15 protein-coding genes are annotated in these 16,191 nt (G+C 63.9%); 4 read left to right on the top strand and 11 right to left on the bottom strand.

Going from position 1 to position 16,191, the window contains the following annotated elements; translation table 11 throughout:
* Positions 1–30: 30 nt before the first annotated feature.
* The 8 genes from KUV72_RS12465 to KUV72_RS12500 all read right to left on the bottom strand — a co-directional run bounded on the left by KUV72_RS12465 (position 31) and on the right by KUV72_RS12500 (position 8,190).
* Positions 31–1,032 (bottom strand): septal ring lytic transglycosylase RlpA family protein, encoded by a 1,002-nt coding sequence (locus tag KUV72_RS12465; protein WP_222238635.1) that lies wholly within the window; start codon positions 1,030–1,032, stop codon positions 31–33.
* Positions 1,029–2,105 (bottom strand): lytic murein transglycosylase B, encoded by a 1,077-nt coding sequence (gene mltB / locus KUV72_RS12470; protein ID WP_222238636.1) that lies wholly within the window; start codon positions 2,103–2,105, stop codon positions 1,029–1,031. The genes KUV72_RS12465 and mltB overlap by 4 nt, the downstream gene beginning before the upstream one ends.
* A gap of 143 nt (positions 2,106–2,248) precedes the next feature.
* The gene (gene rodA / locus KUV72_RS12475) at positions 2,249–3,406 is read right to left on the bottom strand and encodes a rod shape-determining protein RodA (protein WP_206943277.1); all 1,158 of its coding nucleotides are present in this window, start codon (positions 3,404–3,406) and stop codon (positions 2,249–2,251) included.
* Positions 3,406–5,307: a penicillin-binding protein 2 gene (gene mrdA, locus KUV72_RS12480; protein WP_222238637.1), complete on the bottom strand. Its 1,902-nt coding sequence runs from the start codon at positions 5,305–5,307 to the stop codon at positions 3,406–3,408. The genes rodA and mrdA overlap by 1 nt, the downstream gene beginning before the upstream one ends.
* Before the next feature lie 33 nt (positions 5,308–5,340).
* On the bottom strand, positions 5,341–5,808 hold the full coding sequence (gene rlmH / locus KUV72_RS12485) for a 23S rRNA (pseudouridine(1915)-N(3))-methyltransferase RlmH (protein WP_222163457.1): 468 nt from the start codon (positions 5,806–5,808) through the stop codon (positions 5,341–5,343).
* Positions 5,805–6,167 (bottom strand): ribosome silencing factor, encoded by a 363-nt coding sequence (gene rsfS / locus KUV72_RS12490; protein ID WP_206943283.1) that lies wholly within the window; start codon positions 6,165–6,167, stop codon positions 5,805–5,807. The genes rlmH and rsfS overlap by 4 nt, the downstream gene beginning before the upstream one ends.
* Positions 6,168–6,256: 89 nt before the next feature.
* Positions 6,257–6,904 (bottom strand): nicotinate-nucleotide adenylyltransferase, encoded by a 648-nt coding sequence (gene nadD / locus KUV72_RS12495; protein ID WP_222238759.1) that lies wholly within the window; start codon positions 6,902–6,904, stop codon positions 6,257–6,259.
* 47 nt (positions 6,905–6,951) lie between these two features.
* A complete protein-coding gene (locus KUV72_RS12500; protein WP_261317493.1) occupies positions 6,952–8,190 on the bottom strand; it encodes a glutamate-5-semialdehyde dehydrogenase in 1,239 nt (412 codons plus the stop codon).
* A gap of 164 nt (positions 8,191–8,354) precedes the next feature.
* Here KUV72_RS12500 and KUV72_RS12505 point away from each other — a divergent pair, with 164 nt between their 5' ends.
* From KUV72_RS12505 to KUV72_RS12515, 3 genes are all read left to right on the top strand, one after another.
* Entirely contained in the window at positions 8,355–9,221 is an 867-nt protein-coding gene (locus tag KUV72_RS12505; protein WP_222238639.1) for a hypothetical protein, read from the top strand.
* Positions 9,214–10,143, top strand: coding sequence for a GGDEF domain-containing protein (locus tag KUV72_RS12510; RefSeq protein ID WP_222238640.1), 930 nt, complete (start codon positions 9,214–9,216; stop codon positions 10,141–10,143). Before KUV72_RS12505 ends, KUV72_RS12510 begins: the two co-directional genes overlap by 8 nt.
* A 73-nt stretch (positions 10,144–10,216) precedes the next feature.
* The gene (locus KUV72_RS12515) at positions 10,217–11,623 is read left to right on the top strand and encodes a bifunctional DedA family/phosphatase PAP2 family protein (RefSeq protein WP_206943291.1); all 1,407 of its coding nucleotides are present in this window, start codon (positions 10,217–10,219) and stop codon (positions 11,621–11,623) included.
* A 96-nt stretch (positions 11,624–11,719) separates the two neighbouring features.
* Here KUV72_RS12515 and KUV72_RS12520 read toward each other — a convergent pair whose 3' ends face one another.
* The 3 genes from KUV72_RS12520 to mpl are packed head-to-tail and all read right to left on the bottom strand — an operon-like array spanning position 11,720 to position 14,388.
* Positions 11,720–12,343 (bottom strand): LysE family translocator, encoded by a 624-nt coding sequence (locus KUV72_RS12520; RefSeq protein WP_206943293.1) that lies wholly within the window; start codon positions 12,341–12,343, stop codon positions 11,720–11,722.
* Between the two features lie 40 nt (positions 12,344–12,383).
* On the bottom strand, positions 12,384–13,013 hold the full coding sequence (locus KUV72_RS12525; protein WP_222238641.1) for a flavin prenyltransferase UbiX: 630 nt from the start codon (positions 13,011–13,013) through the stop codon (positions 12,384–12,386).
* Entirely contained in the window at positions 13,006–14,388 is a 1,383-nt protein-coding gene (gene mpl, locus KUV72_RS12530; protein WP_222238642.1) for a UDP-N-acetylmuramate:L-alanyl-gamma-D-glutamyl-meso-diaminopimelate ligase, read from the bottom strand. The genes KUV72_RS12525 and mpl overlap by 8 nt, the downstream gene beginning before the upstream one ends.
* Before the next feature lie 531 nt (positions 14,389–14,919).
* On the opposite strand from mpl, the gene KUV72_RS12535 reads away from it, so the two are divergent.
* On the top strand, positions 14,920–16,179 hold the full coding sequence (locus KUV72_RS12535) for a 6-phosphofructokinase (protein ID WP_206943299.1): 1,260 nt from the start codon (positions 14,920–14,922) through the stop codon (positions 16,177–16,179).
* Positions 16,180–16,191: the final 12 nt, after the last annotated feature.

Genomic DNA, 16,191 nt, shown 5'->3' on the forward strand with positions numbered 1-16,191 from the left:
ACCGTGGCGCCGGCTTAACGGCGCCCACGGCTAGCGCCCATCGACGACAAAGGTCTGCTCAAAACCGGCCTGGCGCAAGCGTTCTCTGATCGGCTCCGCCTGGCCTCGACTGGCCAACGGCCCAACCTGCACCTTGTGCAGGCCAGCGTCACTGGCCACCCGCACATCCTGGTTCAAGCGCTGCTCCAGGTCTGACTTGAGGTCTCGAGCGCTGGTCGCGGAACCCAATGCCGCCACCTGAATGTAGACACCCTCGGCAGCACCCGCACTCGCCGGCGCTGGGGCCTCTGCGCGGGCATCACGCTGAGCTACCGCGGGAGCCGGTGCCGCAGACCGGGACGGCGTCGCCGCTGGCGGTGCTGATGTTTGCCCAGCCTGGGCTTGGGACGCAACAGCCCCGGACGACGCCTCAGCACCTCGCCCACCGTTGGCCTGCCACTGACCAGCATCGATGGCACTGACGCGGACTCGGCCAGTGCCATTATCGAGGATGTCCAGGCGCGCTGCCGCCGCATAGGACAGGTCGATCTCGCGGTCGTCATGAAATGGACCGCGGTCATTGACCCGCACGATGACCGAGCGACCGTTATCCAGATTGGTCACGCGAGCAAAGGTCGGCAGCGGCAACGACTTGTGGGCGGCGGTCATCTTGTACATGTCATAGATTTCGCCGTTTGAGGTGGCATAGCCATGGAACTTCTGGCCGTACCAGGAGGCTGTGCCTTCGCGCTGATACCCGCTCGGGTCGTCCATCACGTGATAGGTCTTGCCCCACACCTCATAGGTCGACCGGTTGCCTGCACGGGAGCGAGGCTCATTGCGCGGCACCGCATCCGGCACCTGACTGACATCAGGTGGGCTTTGAGGATACGCATCACCACTCATGGCGTAGCGGCCACCACTGGAACTGGGCGCCTCACTCTGGGTGGCCGCCCCGTCCGCACTTGGCGCATTGCCGGGACCACCGCTGGCACACCCGCCCAGTGCGACCAACAGCGACATGGTAGGCAGCAAGCGCGATCGCAGGCTCATGTGGTCGCCTCCAGCTCCAGCGCATTCCACCACTGGCGCTTTCCCAGGTCACGCACCTGGGCGATGGCCTCGGCAAGCTCGGTCACCGCCATGGCGTACAGATGGCTGTGATTGTACCGGGTGATCACGTAAAAATTGGTATCGGCAAGGCGATAGCGCACGCTGCCATCTTCGCTGTCGAGTGCCAGCGGAATCACCTTGCGATCGCCCGCCAGTGGCTCCTGCGGGCGAATGCCCTGGGCTTCCAGTGCGGAGACCTGCACGTAAGGGCGCTGGGTACGATTGAAATTGATCGCAGCAGGTGTGGTCGCAGGACCCTGCGCTTCCCAGTACACCTCGCCGCCGGGCTGCCAACGGTGCTCGGCAAAGTAGTTGCCAACGCTCCCAATGGCATCGACGGGGTCGGTCCACAGGTTGCGATGCCCATCGCCGTCAAAGTCCACGGCGTAGGCTTGATAGCTGGTAGGAATAAACTGGGGATAGCCCATGGCACCGGCATAGGAGCCTTTCAGGCTGCCAGGATCCACACCCTGCTCGTAGGCGATATCGAGAAAGGCCTCCAGTTCGCCCTCGAAGAACTCTCCCCGACGCGGATGGTGGAAGGCCAGCGTCGACAAGGAGTCCAGCACTCGGTGGTCGCCGGTAATCCTGCCATAGCGGGTCTCGACGCCAATGATGGCAGCGATGACCTCCGGTGGGACTCCGTAGCGCTGCTCGGCCCGCTCGAAGGCATCAAGATGGGTCTCGATAAAGGCGGCACCCTCGTTGATGCGCTCCTCTCCGAGGAAGATATTGCGATAGCGCTCCCAGGTCATATGATGCTCGGCGGCACCACTCATGGCTTCGAGCACCGACGGCTGGAACTGCGCGCTGGCCATGGTCTGCTCAAGCCATTCCCGGGAGATCCCCTGCCGCTCCAGGCGTCCCATCATGTCGTTGACGTCGGGGGTCGCGAAGTCCTGCGCCGCCGCCGACAGCGACAGCGTCGCAAGCAGGCTGCCCAACACGCTGCCCAGCCAGCCACGGCGTGTCGCACCAACGCCTTCCCTTCCCTGGATCAGGGGTACTGTCATCAATCTTCTCCCTTGGGACACGCCGTGTCGCCTGCCAGCACTATCGTAGATGCGATGGCGAACAGGGTGGCGACGGCTGTCGCACGCCCATGTGCGCTCTCTGGCGGCGATCTGGCATGAACCCGTAAGCCTGTTCATCGACGCTATCGAGGCAGCAGTCGACGGTGTGCATTGACCGCCATGAGAATACCGAAACCGGCCATCAAGGTCACGCTGGACGTCCCTCCGTAACTGACCAGAGGAAGCGGCACGCCGACCACGGGAAGAATTCCACTGACCATGCCGATATTCACAAACACATAGATGAAGAACGTCAACATGATGCCACCGCCCAGCAAGCGGCCAAAGGTGTCTTGCGCCGCGCCAGCCAGCCACAGCCCCCGCGCAACAATCAGCAGGTAGAGCACCAGAAAGGCCAGCATGCCTACCAGGCCGAATTCCTCACCCAGCACCGCGACGATGAAGTCCGTATGTCGCTCAGGCAGAAACTCGAGCTGCGACTGGGTCCCCTCTAGCCAGCCCTTGCCCCAGATACCGCCGCTGCCGATGGCCGTGGTCGACTGGATGATGTTCCAACCAGCGCCGAGCGGATCGCTCTCGGGGTCCAGAAAGGTCAATACCCGCTGCCGCTGATAATTGTGCATGTTCATCCACAATAGCGGTAAGGCGGCCCCCGCCAGGGCCACCATGGCACCGATGAACTTCCACGAAAGGCCCGCCAGCAAGATGACAAACACCGCCGCCGAAGCCACCAGCAACGAGGTACCAAGATCGGGCTGACGGGCGATCAGCCCCACCGGCAAGGCGATCAGCAATGCGCAGCCCGCCAGCACCCTCCAGTTCGGGGGCAACTCGTGCCGACTGATCCAGGCAGCGATCATCATCGGCATGGCGATCTTCATCATTTCGGAGGGCTGGAAGCGCACCACGCCAGGAATCACCAGCCAGCGCTGCGCCCCCATACCGATGTCACCGAGAATCTCGACCGCCACCAGCATGACCACACCGGTCATGTAGGCGGGCAGCGCCCAGCGCATCAAGGTCGCCGGAGAAAACTGAGCGAGCACCAGCATCACGGTCCAGGCCACACCGAAGCGAATTGCCTGGGCGGTGACCACCCGCATGTTCTCGCCGCTGGCGCTATACAGCACCGCCAGGCCGCTGACCATCAGCAGCAGCAGCATCGCCAGCAGCCACGGATCGATATGCAGCCGCTGCCACAGAGAAATGCGCCTGGCGATGCCGCTGGCGGGGGGGCGTACCGGATGACCACGCAATGATCGCACGAAATCGACGGCCATCAGTTGGCCTCCTCTGGGTCATCTTGCAGCGGATCGCTAGCGTCGGATACCGGCTTGCCGGCGTTGTGATCCAGGATCCAGGCATCCGCCATGGCTCTGGCAAGACCGGCGGCGTGGGTCGAGCCACCGCCGGCGTTTTCGACGATCACCGCGATGGCAATCTGGGGGTCTTCCACCGGAGCGAAGGCCATGAACAAGGCATGGTCGCGCAGACGTTCGCGCAGCTCGGCGGCGTTGTACTTCTGGTTCTGGCCCAGCGAGAACACCTGGGCGGTGCCGGACTTGCCGGCCATGCGATACTGAAGCCCTGCCCCCGTGCGCCGGGCGGTGCCCTCACGACCGGACAGCACCTTCTCCATGCCATTGAAGACCCGTGTCCAATAGGCATCGGGAGCATCGATATCCGCTGGAGTGTCCGGCAAGTCGACCGGCACATCTTCCGCGCCGATGCGCTTGGCCAGACGCGGGCGCACCCAATGCCCGCGATTGGCCAGTACCGCGGTGGCCGACGCCAGCTGTAGCGGCGTGATCTGCAGGTATCCCTGCCCAATGCCTACCGACAGCGTCTCCCCGGGATACCAGGGCTGGTTGAAGCGCGCACGTTTCCAGTCGCGGGACGGCAGCAGGCCATCACCCTGGCCCGCCACATCGGCGGCAACGCGAGTACCGAAGCCGAACGCGCCCAGGTTGGCGTCGATCCGATCGATGCCGAGCTCGTGTGCCAGGGAATAGAAGTAGGTGTTGTTGGACACCGCCAAGGCACGTTCGAGATTGACCCGACCGTGGCCCCAGCGCAGCCAGTTGCGATAGCGGCGCTCATCATTGGGCAGCTGGTAATAGCCAGGATCGTAGATCACTTCATCGGGCGTGACGGCGCCCTCGATCAACCCGGCCATGGCCATGAACGGCTTGATCGTGGAGCCGGCGGGATAGCTGCCGCGAGTGGCCCGGTCGAACAGCGGCAGATCGATATCGTTCTGCAGGCCACGATAGGAAGCGACATCGATACCGGTCACGAACTGATTGGTATCAAAGCCAGGCACCGATGCCATGGCCAGAATCTCGCCGGTCTGGGGGGCAATCGCGACGATGGCACCGCGGCGGTCATCCAGAAGGTCCACCGCGAGCTGCTGCATGTCCATGTCCAGGGTAAGGGTCAGGTCCTGCCCCGGTTCAGGATCGGTGTGCCCAAGCTCGCGCAACACCCTGCCGCGGGCGTTGGTCTCCACCTTGCGAAGTCCCGCTCGCCCATGCAGCTGGTCCTCGTAGAACCGTTCCACGCCAGTCTTGCCAATGAAGTGCGTCCCGGCGTAGTTGCCCGGGTCAAGAGACTCCAGCTCCTCGGCATTGATTCGCCCGACATAGCCCAGGGCGTGGGACATGATTTCGGCATCGGGATAGAAACGCAGCAACTGCGCCTGGACCTCTACCCCTGGCAAGCGGTGGCGGTTGACCGCCAGTCGCGCAATCTGCGCTTCCGTCAGATCACTCATCAGCAGCGCCGGCTGGTAGGGCCGCTGCCGCTGACGTGAGCGCACCTTGAACGCCTCGACCTCTTCTGCCGGCAGATCCAGCAGGTCGACCAACAGCTCGAGAGTGGCGTCGAGATCGTCCACCCGCTCGCGCACCAGGGTCAGGTTATAGGTGGGACGGTTTTCTGCCAGCAGCTGACCGTTGCGGTCGTAGATCAGGCCCCGCGTGGGCGGCAGGGGCTCGACCCTGACGCGATTTTTCTCGGAACGCGTGCTGTAGACCTCGTGCTGAACGATCTGCAGGTAGCAAAGGCGGCCAACCAGCAGGCCCGACAGCAGTACCACCACGACGCCAGCGAGGCTTGCTCGCATGCGGAAGATGCGTAGCGCTTGCTCGGGATTCTTGAGGGTGTCTCGACGCTTACGCATGCGAGGGGCAATCCTTGTCTGGCTCAGAAGCCGTCACCGATGGTAGGGATGCCCCACCATCAGCGTCCAGGCACGATAGAGTTGCTCGGCCAGTACCAGCCGAACCAGAGGGTGAGGCAGGGTCAAGGGGGACAATGACCAGCGCTGATGAGCCCGCGCCGACAGCGCGGGATCGAGACCATCAGGACCACCTACCAGCAACACAACGTCACGCCCACCGTGGCGCCACTGATCGGCGTGCTCTGCCAGGACTTCCGTCGTCCAGGGCTTGCCCAGCACTTCCAGCGCCACCAGGTGCTCGTCTCCACGCAAGCGCGCGTCGATACGTTCTGCTTCCTGGGTGATCGCGCGTGCCGTATCGGCATTCTTGCCACGATGCCCCGGGGCAATCTCTTCAATCTCGAGACGAAAGTCCTTGGGTAGGCGCTTGCGGTACTCCTCGACGCCGTCAGTGACCCAACCTGGCATGCGTGTACCGACCGCCAGCAGGCGGACCCTCATGCCTTGGCCTCTTCCTCTGGTGCCGGGCTGTCGCTGGGCAAGTCTGACCACAGGCGCTCTAGGTCATACAGCGCGCGAGTGTCAGGCATCATCACATGCACCACCACGCTACCGAGATCCACCAGCACCCAGTCAGCACCGTTGTCGCCTTCCACGCCAAGCGGCTGAACACCCTGCTCCTTGGCGTTGGTAATCACGCTGTTGGCCAGGGCCGCCACATGCCGTGTCGAGGTGCCGCTGGCCACCACCATCCAATCCGTTACGCTGGTCAATCGCGACACGTCGAGCACTTCGACGTCCTTCGCCTTGATATCGTCTAGCGACTCGATTACGAGCGCTTTCAATGCTTCAATCTGCATAGCCCCTCATCACTGGGTATTCATCGACCATCTATTGTACCCGCTGACGCGCCTTATGGCAGCGCGATTCCAGCGCTTCCACGAATTTCTCACTCAGCGCCGGAAATCGCTGGATTCCGATACAGTCCTTGGGACTCAATACGCTGCACCACCGGCTCGGGCAGTAGATAACGCACGCTCTCACCCAGAGCCAGGCGCTCACGCACAAAGGTGGCGGATATGGCCATGCGTGATGGCAGCGACAGGCGCAGCAAACGGCCCTGGGCCTCTTCCATCAGTGCCTGGCAGTCATTGACCTCACGACCGGCTATCAGTTCCTCAAGAGCCGCCGGCAAGGCGCCGATATGGTCTGGACGGTCGATCACGACCACATGGGCCAGGTCGAACAGCTGCTCGGGCCGATGCCACTGCGCGAGCTTCAAAAATGCGTCATGTCCCAGCGCCATGACGATCCGCGCCTTTTCACCGTAGCGCTGTCGCAATGACGCCAGGGTCAGAGCGCTGTAGGACGGCCCTTCTCGCTCCAGCTCGCACGGGTCCGCCAGCAGACCCGGGGTGTCTCCGATCCCCAACCGCAGCAGCGCCAGGCGCTCCTGAGCCGACACCTGTGGACGGCCCCTCAAGGGCGGCTGCGCCGCCGGAATCATGTGCACGCCGTCCAGGCCGAGCACGTCCCTCAGCTCTACCGCCGTGCGTAGATGACCGTGATGCACCGGGTCGAAGGTCCCCCCCAGCATGCCGATGCGTGCGGGCCCATCGGTGATGGAAAACGACACCTGCTCACTCACTGGCGAATCTGACCATCACCCAGCACCACGTACTTGCGCGTAGTGAGGCCTTCGAGACCGACGGGGCCGCGGGCGTGCAAGCGGTCGGTGGAAATGCCGATCTCGGCACCCAACCCGTACTCGAATCCGTCGGCAAAGCGAGTGGACGCATTGACGATCACTGAGCTTGAGTCAACCTCGGCCAGGAAGCGCCGCGCCAGGGTATAGTTCTCGGTGACGATCGCTTCCGTGTGTCCGGAGCTGTACTGCTCGATATGCGCCATCGCAGCGTCGATGCCATCGACCACCTTGACCGCCAGGATCGGCGCCAGATATTCGGTCGCCCAGTCCTCATCGCTGGCAGGCAACCAGCTGCCCACCACTTCGCGGGCACGCTCGCAGCCGCGCACTTCAACCCCTTTTTCCGCGTAGACACCCGCGAGCCTCGGCAGCAGAACGTCGGCCACTGCCATGTCCACCAGCAGGGTCTCCATCGCGTTACAAACACCGTAGCGATGGGTCTTGGCATTCACCGCAATGGCCTCGGCCTTGTCGAGATCCGCATGGGCATCCACGTAGACGTGGCAGATACCGTCCAGGTGCTTGATCACCGGCACCCTGGCCTCCCGACTGATGCGCTCGATCAAGGACTTTCCACCGCGGGGTATGATCACATCAACGTAGTCAGGCATGCTGATCAGATGACCCACCGCAGCGCGGTCAGTGGTCGCCACACACTGCACCGCAGCGTCCGGCATGCCCGCTTCGCCAAGCCCCTTGGCGATGCACTGCGCCAACGCGAGGTTGGAGGCACTGGCCTCGGAACCGCCACGAAGAATGCAGGCGTTGCCCGATTTGAGGCAGAGACTGGCCGCTTCCAGCGTGACGTTGGGACGCGATTCATAGATGATACCGATAACGCCAAGGGGGACGCGCATCTTGCCCACCTGGATACCACTTGGCCTGGCGGACAGATCACTGATCTCGCCGACCGGGTCGGGGAGAGCCGCGACCTGATGCAGCCCTTCGATCATCGCATCGATACGTGCATCGTTCAGCGCCAGGCGGTCGAGCAGCGCGTCATCGAGCCCCTTGTCACGACCACGCGCCATGTCATCACGATTGGCCGCTAGAATCTCTGGTCGCGCCTCATCCAGTGCCTTCGCCATGGCCTTCAGCGCATGATTCTTGGCGGCCGGAGTCACACGGCGCATGGCAGAGGCAGCCTGACGGGCACGCTGGCCGACGGCATTCATGTAAGCACTGACATCGTCGATGGTGGCGGAGGTGGCGCTGGCAGAGTCGGACACGATGGGAAGTTCTCCTTGACGTGTTCCACCCCCGAACTGGACACCAGCTAGGGGGCAGGGGAAAGCGTGGGGCGGGTCAGGAACCACTGAAGAGGCCATAGTAAGACAGCATGCGGATCAAGTACAAAGTCGGACTGTTCAAGCTGAATATCTTTGCCGCTGCCGGGCTGCTGGCAGCCTGCGCGCTGCTGTCCGACCAACCCTGGGACGGCATCTTGCTGAGCCTGGCCGCCCTGTGGTTTGCCCTGACCGGCCTGGCCCTGGAGTTCAGCCATCGGCGGCATGCCTACCGCCCCTGGCTCGCGGTCGCCAGCCTTCTGCTGGCGGCCCTGGTCATGCTGCCAGGACATACCAACGCTGCCTGGCTATGGGCCTGGCCATGCCTGCTCGCGCTGCCTCAGCCGCGCTGGATGCAGCTGCTCAATGCTTGCCTTGCCGGCCTCAGCTGGTGGAGCCTGATCGACCGACTGAGTCCTCATCACTGGATCCTGGTGGGTCTGCTGCTCACCTGCCTATGCCTTTACGCCATCAGCCGCTCATTGCCTGGAGGCCACTCCCAGCGCCTGGTGCGCAAGCGAGCCAGGCTGGCGCCAGGCCTGGCGCTGTGGTCGGCGGAGCAACTTGAACGCGACCTGGTCAAGGAAAATAGCCGTGCTGCCCGTGACGATGTCCACGCCGAGCTGCTGCTGATCCATGTCCAGGGACGGCAGCTGTGGCGCATCGCTCAAGAGGTATGCAGCCAGATCAAGTCCTTTGAAAACGCTTACCAGCTAGACCAGCGGACGCTTGGCGTGCTGTTGACCAGCCGCGACGCGGATCAGGCAAGACAGCGCCGCCAGGAGCTGCTGGATGCTATCAACGCTCCCTCGCAGTCGCGCGCAGTGCCCTTGACCCGGCTGGATAATCTACCGCGAATCCTGGAGACCCTCGGCCAACAGCGCCCTTCCCCCCAGGTGGTGGAGAAAGCGCATGACTGAACACCCGCACTGGCGACGCTCCTGGCGTCTGCTCGCCGACCTGCTCGCTGCCTTGCTGCTTGCCGCCGTCGCGCTGTGGCACTACCTGATCGGTCAGTACGAATACATCCTGCTGCCTGCCGTGCTGTGCTGTCTGGTCGGCGTCATCGCCTACCTCGACGCCCGGCGCAACTCGCGCATTACTCACTACCTGCTGCTGATATGCGCCTGCCTGATGCTATACGATCAGGCACTGATCCACTCCTCCCTCGATCCTATCTGGACGAGCCTGCCGATTGCCCTGGTCTTGCTGCTGCTGCCGCTGGGACCCGCCTTGCTGCTGTCATGCTTGGCTCTCCCCCTGTGGTTTTTGATCCACCGTCAGATGGCACCGGACGTGGCCCAGGCCGTCACCATGTTGACCTTCCTGGCGTGCTGCACCCTGGCCAGCTGGGAGCATCTGCGCCAACGGGACCTCGCTCGCGCTACCGACCCGAGCGATGCCGACTGCGACGCCCTCAATCACGCCACCCTGCACGAGCGTCTGACGGGAGAGCTTGAACGCGCCCAACACCTGGACCAGCGCCTCGCCGTGGTCATTCTGCATCTGCCTCAGCTTGAGGTTGCCAGCGAGCAGCACGGCTCACGTCTACAGCTGTCACAGCTCGATCAGCTCTGTCGTGCGGTCCACCTGCACTGCCGCGACCACGACATCCTGGGCAGGCACTGCGCCGACACCTTCTGGCTGATCCTCCCTAACACCACGGAAAGCGGCGCCTTGCTGGTGACCAAGCGACTCGAACAGGCCCTATCCGAGGTTCGCCTGGCGGACCTGGGCCCGCTGACCCTTCGCTCGCAATTGTGTGCCCTCAAGCCGGAAGAGGACTGGCAAATCTTCCTGGAGCGCTTGCAGCGACGCACCCAGACCATGACGGCGGACTGACCGGTCAGCCAATGCCCAGCGGCTCGCGACTGTGGCATCATGCCGCCTCGCCGCCAAGCAAAGGAGAGTAAGGGTGGGAAATGCCGGGGACTGGCTGATTCAATGGGCGCCTTCGCCTGGCCTGCTACTGCTATCCGTGTTCGCCATCGCGCTAGTGGAATCACTGGCCCTGGTGGGGGTGGTGGTGCCAGGCGTGGTCCTGATCACCGCAGCAGCGTCGCTTGCAGGCCATCAGGAAATCGCGGTGGGCTGGGTCATGGCGTGCGCGTTTGCCGGCGCGATCGTTGGCGATGGGGTCAGCTATACCATTGGCTACCGCTATCGGGAGCAGGTCACCACCATGTGGCCGCTGTCCCACCATCCGGAATGGCTGTCACGGGGCGCCCGCTTCTTCCAGCGTCACGGCCCACTATCGGTACTGCTGGGCAGGTTCGTCGGTCCCGTAAGGCCGATCGTGCCGCTGGTCGCGGGCATACTGCACATGCCACCCGCCACCTTCACCTGGGCCAACGTAGGCTCGGCCGCACTTTGGGCGCCAGCCTACATCCTGCCTGGCTATCTGCTGGGGCGTACCTGGCAACAGTGGCTTGCCCTGCCCCAGGACCTGCATCCCTGGCTCACCGCTCTGGGCATCACGGTTGTCGCGCTCGCCATCATCTTCTCCTTGGTCCGCCACCATGCGTCACCGCCAGGGTTCCTCTTTCGCAGCCTTTCCTGGCTGACCCTGCGCCTGCCGGGTGGCCAGCGCCTGTGGCGCTGGCTCGCCCCGACCCACGAGGACGAGCCACCACTGGCTACCTGGCTATTGCTGCTGGGCAGCCTCACCGCGCTGTGCGCCTGGACCCTGGTGGTGCTCCAGGCGGACGGCCCACTGCCCATGGACGAACGCCTCAACGCACTGGTCAGCAGTCTCGACATCCCCCACCTAGCCACCCTGTCTACGAGCCTGGCCAAGGCAGGCGACACGCTCGGGGTCATCGTTCTGGCGCTGCCCTGGCTGGGCTGGCTACTGTGGCGTCGCCGCTGGGCGGCGCTGAGTCACATCGCCGCGGGGCTTGCGGGCATCGGCCTGCTCAACACCCTGGGCAAGAGCGTCATTGGCCGACTGCGCCCGGATGCACCGGACTATCTGGCGGACTCCCTGTCCTACCCCAGCGCCCACACCTCCACGGCCGTCGTGCTCTACGGCCTCGCCGCTGCCTTCATTGCCCAGCGACTCCCCCACCATCGGCGCTTCTGGCCCTACTGGGTGGCGATTGCCATCATCGTTCCCATGGCCCTGTCACGTATTGTGCTGGGGGTACACTGGTTAAGCGACCTGATCGGCGGTGCCCTGCTGGGTCTGGTGGTGTGCGCGATGGTGCAACTGTCATGGCTGAGGCGCGAGCGGCCTGGCTTTGCGGGCTGCCCAGGCGCATATCTGGGGCTGGCGTCCCTTGTGCTGATCAGCGCCCGGATGCTGTGGCTGCCGCCCGTATAGCCAGGAACGTAAGGAGCGAGCTGCCTGAGAAACAGGGCGTCTGTGTCAGCGCTTGCCATTCCCGCTGGCCATTAGCACGTCTATCACCGACGACGGCTACCCCAGCGCCAGCCAGAAGCCGACGCCGATCATCAAGGTCCCGGCAATACGATTGAGCAGCCTGACGCTACCGCCTCGTGCCAGCAGGTGGCGAAGGCTCTTGCCACCACTCGCGTAGAGCAGCAGGCAGCTGAACTCGAGACTCAGAATAATCACCACAAGCCCCGCCAACTGCCCCATCAGCGGCCGCGAAGGCTCAAGGAACGGCGGCAACAGCGCGACGAAAAAGGCCCAGCCCTTGGGGTTGGCCACCGCAGTGACAAAGCCCTGCATCGCCAACTCCCGTCGCGCCGGAGGGGCCGCCGCGTCGATCTCATCGGGGATCGCCATGCGCCCGCGGGAGCGCCACATCAGCACCCCCAGGTAGACCAGGTAAGCGCCGCCCAGCCACTTGAACAGCGCAAACAGCGCCGGCAGCTTGAGCATCAGGGCGGCAACGCCAGCACCGGCCGAGAACGCAACCAGGCCGACGCCAACCAGCTCACCCAGCATCATCCAGAGCGCGCGCCTGACGCCTTGGGTCATGCCCAGCACCATCGCCAGCGTCATGCACATGCCAGGGGTAAGCGAGACCAGGAAAAACGTAGGGATGAAGACAGAAAGTACCGAAAGGCTGGGCATGGGTTTCCTTTCCCATAGGATTCAAAGAACAGGCGGACCTTCAATCGCCGAATGCTGGCTCGCCCCAGCGCGGCATTAAGCGATGATCGATGCCTAGCTGGTTCAAGATTCGCGCCACGATAAAGTCCACCAGATCATCGATGCTCTGTGGCTGGTGATAGAACCCGGGAGCCGCTGGCAGCACGATGGCCCCCATGCGCGTCAGGCTCAGCATATGCTCGAGATGAATGGCGGACAGCGGCGTCTCGCGAGGGACCAGCACCAGCTTGCGGCGCTCCTTCAGCGCCACATCGGCGGCACGCTCGATGAGGTTGTTGCTGGCACCACAGGCCACCGCGGACAGCGTACCGGTGGAGCAGGGACAGATCACCATGGCACTACTGGCGCCAGATCCGGAGGCCACCGGCGACATCCAGTCCTCCCGCCCGAAACAGCGAATCTGCCCCTTTTGCGCCGCAAAGCGCGAGGTCAACGCCTCCTCCAGCAACGCTGGACGTGGCGACAGCGACTCCTCGGTCTCGGTGGCGATCACCAGGTGCGCCGCCTTGGAGATCATGACCCACACCTCATGCCCGGCGCTGACCAGCACATCGATCAGCCGCAGCCCGTACTGGGCACCCGAGGCACCCGTGATGGCAACGGTGACGGGCGACTTGAAGTCCTCAGCCATGAGCGCGCTCCAACGCATCCAGCAACAGCTGATGAATGCCGCCAAACCCGCCGTTCGACATCACAACGATACGATCATAAGGCCGCGCCTCTGCGACCACTGCCGCGACCAGAGCCTCGATGTCAGTCGCCAGGTGGGCGGTGACCGGTGACGCCTCGACCACACTGTTGAGCGACCAGTCGAGCCCCGCGGGCTGATACCACCAGACCTGGTCGGCCGAGGCTACGCTGGCGGCCAGGCGGTCGCGCAGGGTGCCCAGACGCATGGTATTGGAGCGTGGCTCGATCACCGCCAGCAGCCGTCCGCGCTGGGTGGACGCCTGCAAACCCGACAGGGTGGCTTCTATCGCGGTGGGGTGATGGGCGAAGTCATCAATGACCTGAATATTGGCGATCTCGCCCCGCACTTCCTGGCGCCGCTTGGGGGTTTCGAAGCGAGACAGTGCCGCCGCTCCACGGGCAAGATCGACATCGAAGTAGCGGGCGGCGGCCAGCGCTGCCAGCGCATTGTGCGCGTTGTAGCTGCCAGTCAGCCCCCAGTCGACCACCGCGTCTTCCTCGACACCCAGGGGGTCGCGATGAATGACCCGGAAACGGCTGGCGTCTTCGCGCTCCAGCTCGATTCGCCAAGGCGACGTCGTGGCCAGCCCCATGCGCTCCACCGGCGTCCAGCACCCTGCCGCCAGCACTCTCTCCAGTGCATCGTTGTCGTCGCTGACCAGCAGCAGGCCGCGACCGGGAACGGTACGCACAAGATGGTGAAACTGCCGCTCGATAGCCGCCAGGTCAGGAAAGATGTCGGCGTGATCGAACTCCAGGTTGTTGAGCACGGCGACCAATGGGCGGTAATGCACGAACTTAGAGCGTTTGTCGAAAAAGGCGGTGTCGTACTCATCGGCTTCCACCACAAAGGGGGCCGACGCCTCGCCCAACCTGGCGGACACACCAAAGTTGCGCGGTACACCGCCGATCAGGAACCCAGGCTCGAGCCCTGCGCTGTCGAGCAACCAGGCCAGCAGACTGGCGGTGGTGGTCTTGCCGTGAGTCCCTGCCACGGCCACCACAGGACGTCCCGGCAGAACGTGTTCGGCGAGCCATTGCGCCCCTGACACGTAGGGCAAGCCCTGGTCCAGTACCGCCTCGACTTCAGGATTGCCCCGCGACAAAGCGTTGCCGATGACCACGAGGTCCGGTGCAGGCGTCAGGTGATCCCCGCTAAAGCCGTTCTGCAGCGCGATACCTGCTGCTTCCAACTGGGTGCTCATGGGCGGATAGACATTGGCATCCGAGCCGCTGACCTGATGGCCCAGTTCACGGGCCAGCAACGCCAGGCTACCCATGAAGGTGCCACAGATACCGATGATGTGAAGATGCATGTCGCCTCCATCGCTCCGCCTGACTCACCCCGACCCCCGCCCACAAGGCTCAGGGAGCGCCATGGCGACGTTAAGTTGGCGGCAGACTAGCACGCCGTGACCAAGGCCTCCAGAGCCACCCAGACAGCGGGGCGTGTTGCCTGTCACCCACCAATTTACTTTGTGTTGCCCTCGCCCACCCTTGGCAGCGCGTCACCGCCGATCTACAGTCGCCCTCGATCCGGCAACGCCCTGGCCAGTCACAGCGCCAGGGTACACGCCAGGGGCGATCCCTTGCGGGCCAGCCAGATGGGCTGGCACCTAGGGCGCCTATTGCCACAGCAGCACGCACTCAGGGTGCAGGGGACCGGGTGATCGGATAGAATCGCCGACCATGCCGGCGACCCACGCCACAGCGGCTGCACCGCAGGCCGTGCATGTCGCACTCGGAGACGGCGGCCAACCACGGCCCGACACGGACGCGACACGGCCTCCGCCTGTCCCGGGATCATCCTTCTTTCCGACCCTAGCAACCCAGGAGCCCCACGCCTCATGGCCCAGCACAATGCTTTCTACGCCCAGTCCGGTGGCGTCACCGCGGTCATCAACGCCAGCGCCTGCGGCGTCATCGAGACCTGCCGCCGCCACAGCGACCGTATCGGAAAGGTCTATGCAGGCCATAATGGCATCATCGGCGCCCTGACCGAGGATCTGATCGACGTCAGCCAGGAGTCAGACGACACCATTGCTGCGCTGCGCCACACCCCGGGCGGCGCCTTCGGCTCCTGCCGTTACAAGCTCAAGGACATCGAGAGCCACCGGGCCCAGTACGAGCGTCTGATCGAGGTGTTCAAGGCCCATGACATCCGCTACTTCTTCTACAACGGCGGCGGCGACAGTGCCGATACCTGCCTCAAGGTGTCGCAGCTCTCTGAAAAAATGGGCTATCCGCTGACCGCCATCCACGTTCCCAAGACCGTGGATAACGACCTGCCCATTACCGACAACAGCCCGGGCTTTGGCAGCGTCGCCAAGTACATCGCCACCTCCACCCTGGAAGCCTCCATGGACATCGCCTCCATGTGCGCCACCTCCACCAAGGTGTTCGTACTCGAGGTCATGGGACGCCACGCGGGCTGGATCGCCGGCGCAGGCGGCCTGGCGGGACAAGGGGAAGGCGAGCCGCCCCACCTCATCATCTTCCCCGAGATCCCCTTTGACCGTCGCCAGGTCATGGAGCGCGTCGAGTACGCCGTCAAGAACTACGGTTACTGCGTCATTGTCGTCTCCGAGGGAGCACGCTACGAAGACGGCACCTTCCTTGCCGACTCCGGCAACACGGATGCCTTTGGGCATCGCCAACTGGGCGGTGTGGCACCGACACTGGCCGGCATGGTCAAGCAGGACCTGGGCTATAAGTATCACTGGGCCGTGGCAGATTACCTGCAGCGTGCAGCACGCCACCTTGGCGCCAAGACTGACGTCGAGCAGGCCTACGCTGTCGGAGTCAAGGCAGTCGAACTGGCGCTGGACGGCCACAATGCCCAGATGCCCGCCATCAAGCGGGTCAGCGAGAACCCCTACCGCTGGGACATCGAGGCCGCGCCCCTGGCGGACGTAGCCAATCGCGAGAAATTCATGCCCCGCGACTATATTCGCGAGGACGGCTTTGGCATCAGTGAAGCGGGTCGCACCTACCTGGCCCCCCTGATCCAGGGCGAAGACTTCCCGCCTTTCGAGAATGGGCTGCCGAAAATGGCCAAGCTGAAGCTCGCCCGGGTCGCCAAGCGCCTGCCAGAGTTCAGCCTCTAAGCCACGCCCCAA

Origin of the sequence: Halomonas sp. DP4Y7-1 (genome assembly GCF_019800705.1) — a bacterium.
Classification (GTDB): Bacteria; Pseudomonadota; Gammaproteobacteria; order Pseudomonadales; family Halomonadaceae; genus Halomonas; species Halomonas litopenaei_A.